Source organism: Spirillospora sp. NPDC049652 (genome assembly GCF_040675125.1).
Lineage (GTDB): Bacteria > Actinomycetota > Actinomycetes > Streptosporangiales > Streptosporangiaceae > Spirillospora.
The window spans coordinates 1-1,702 of the sequence record NZ_JBFAOF010001262.1 but is presented as its reverse complement, the minus strand read 5'-3'; the positions used below and the strand labels follow the sequence as shown (position 1 = coordinate 1,702).

1 protein-coding gene and 1 pseudogene are annotated in these 1,702 nt (G+C 73.8%); both read right to left on the bottom strand.

Annotation, left to right across the window (positions count from 1 at the left end; all coding sequences use genetic code 11):
* Positions 1 to 974, bottom strand: a 974-nt coding sequence (nusA, locus tag AB0J52_RS39240) for a transcription termination factor NusA (protein ID WP_500188163.1), incomplete at its 3' end; no start/stop codon positions are given.
* 229 nt (positions 975 to 1,203) lie between these two features.
* Positions 1,204 to 1,671, bottom strand: a pseudogene (rimP, locus tag AB0J52_RS39235) (ribosome maturation factor RimP); the annotation flags it as partial.
* Between the last annotated feature and the right edge of the window lie 31 nt (positions 1,672 to 1,702).

Below are 1,702 nucleotides of genomic sequence, written 5' to 3'. Positions count from 1 at the left end.
CCGCCCGCGGGCCAGCCGGCGGTCTCGGTGTCGGAGCGGATGTCGATCTTCCAGCCGGTCAGCCGCGCCGCGAGCCGGGCGTTCTGCCCCTCCTTGCCGATGGCGAGGGAGAGCTGGTAGTCCGGCACGACGACGCGGGCGGTGCGCGCCGCCTCGTCCACGACGGTCACGCTGTTCACCCGGGCGGGCGAGAGCGCGTTGCCGACGAACTCGGCCGGGTCGTCCGACCAGTCGACGATGTCGATCTTCTCGCCGTGCAGCTCGGCCATCACGTTGCGGACCCGGCTGCCGAGCGGGCCGATGCAGGCGCCCTTGGCGTTCACGCCGGGCTTGCGCGAGCGCACCGCGATCTTGGTGCGGTGGCCGGCCTCGCGGGCGATCGCGGCGATCTCGACGGTGCCGTCGGCGATCTCCGGGACCTCCAGCGCGAACAGCTTCCGCACCAGGTTCGGGTGGGTGCGCGACAGCTGCACCGACGGGCCGCGGTGGCCCTTGCGGACCTGGACCACGTAGGCGCGCAGGCGCTCGCCGTGCTCGTACCGCTCGCCGGGCACCTGCTCCTGCGGCTGCAGGATCGCCTCGAGCTTGCCGAGGTCGACCAGCACGTTCCGCGGGTCCTTGCCCTGCTGGATGATCCCGGAGACGATGTCGCCCTCGCGCTCGGCGTACTCGCCGAGGGTCAGCTCGTCCTCGGCGTCGCGCAGCTTCTGCAGGATGACCTGCTTGGCCGTGGTCGCCGCGATGCGGGAGAAGTCGTCCGGGGTGTCGTCGTACTCCCGGACGGCCGCGCCCTCCTCGTCGGTCTCGGTCGCCCACACGGTGACGTGCCCGGTCGCGCGGTCGAGCTCGACGCGCGCGCGGGTGGCCGCGCCGTCGCCGCGGTGGTAGGCGATCAGCAGCGCGTCTTCGATGGCCTTGACGGCGACGTCCAGCGAGATGTCCTTCTCGCTCTCCAGCAGCCGCAGGGCTGTCATGTCGATGTCCACGAGGCTCCCCCCTCTATTCCGGCTCGGCCGGAGAACGTGTTTCCTCGGCCTCGCCCGCGGGGTCGTCCACGGGCTCCCCGTCGCCGTGCCCGTCGGACCCGGCGTCGATCTCGGCGTCGATGTCGTCGGTCTCGCCGGCGTCGATGTCGTCAACGGCGTTCGCGTCGGCGTCTGGATCGGCATCCGCGCCGGTGGTCCCGGCCGCGCCGGTGTCCGCGTCGGAGCGGAACTCGACCTGGACGCGGCCCGGGCCGAGGTCGGCGAGCGCGAACTCGCGCCGCACCGGCTTGACCGGACGGCCCTTCACGGACTTGCCCTTGGCGGGCGTGACGTCGATGACCACGGTGCCGTCGTCCGCGGACACCACGCGGCCCTCGATCTGGCCGCCCTCGTCGCCGGTCAGCGGGACCACGACCAGCCGGCCGGCGGCGCGCCGCCAGTGCCGGGCCTCGGTCAGCGGGCGGTCGACGCCCGGCGAGGTGACCTCCAGCACGTACGGGGCGGCGCCCATGACCTCGGAGGCGTCCAGCAGCTCCGAGACCGCCTGGCTGACGTCGGCGACGTCGGCGAGGCTGACCCCGCCGTCGCCGTCCACGACGATCTTCACCAGCCGGCGGCGTCCGGCCGGACGCACCTCGACGGTCTCCAGGTCCAGCCCGGCCTCCGCCACGGCGGGCGCGAGCAGCCGGGAGAGCTCGTCGGCCGTCCGGTCGCGG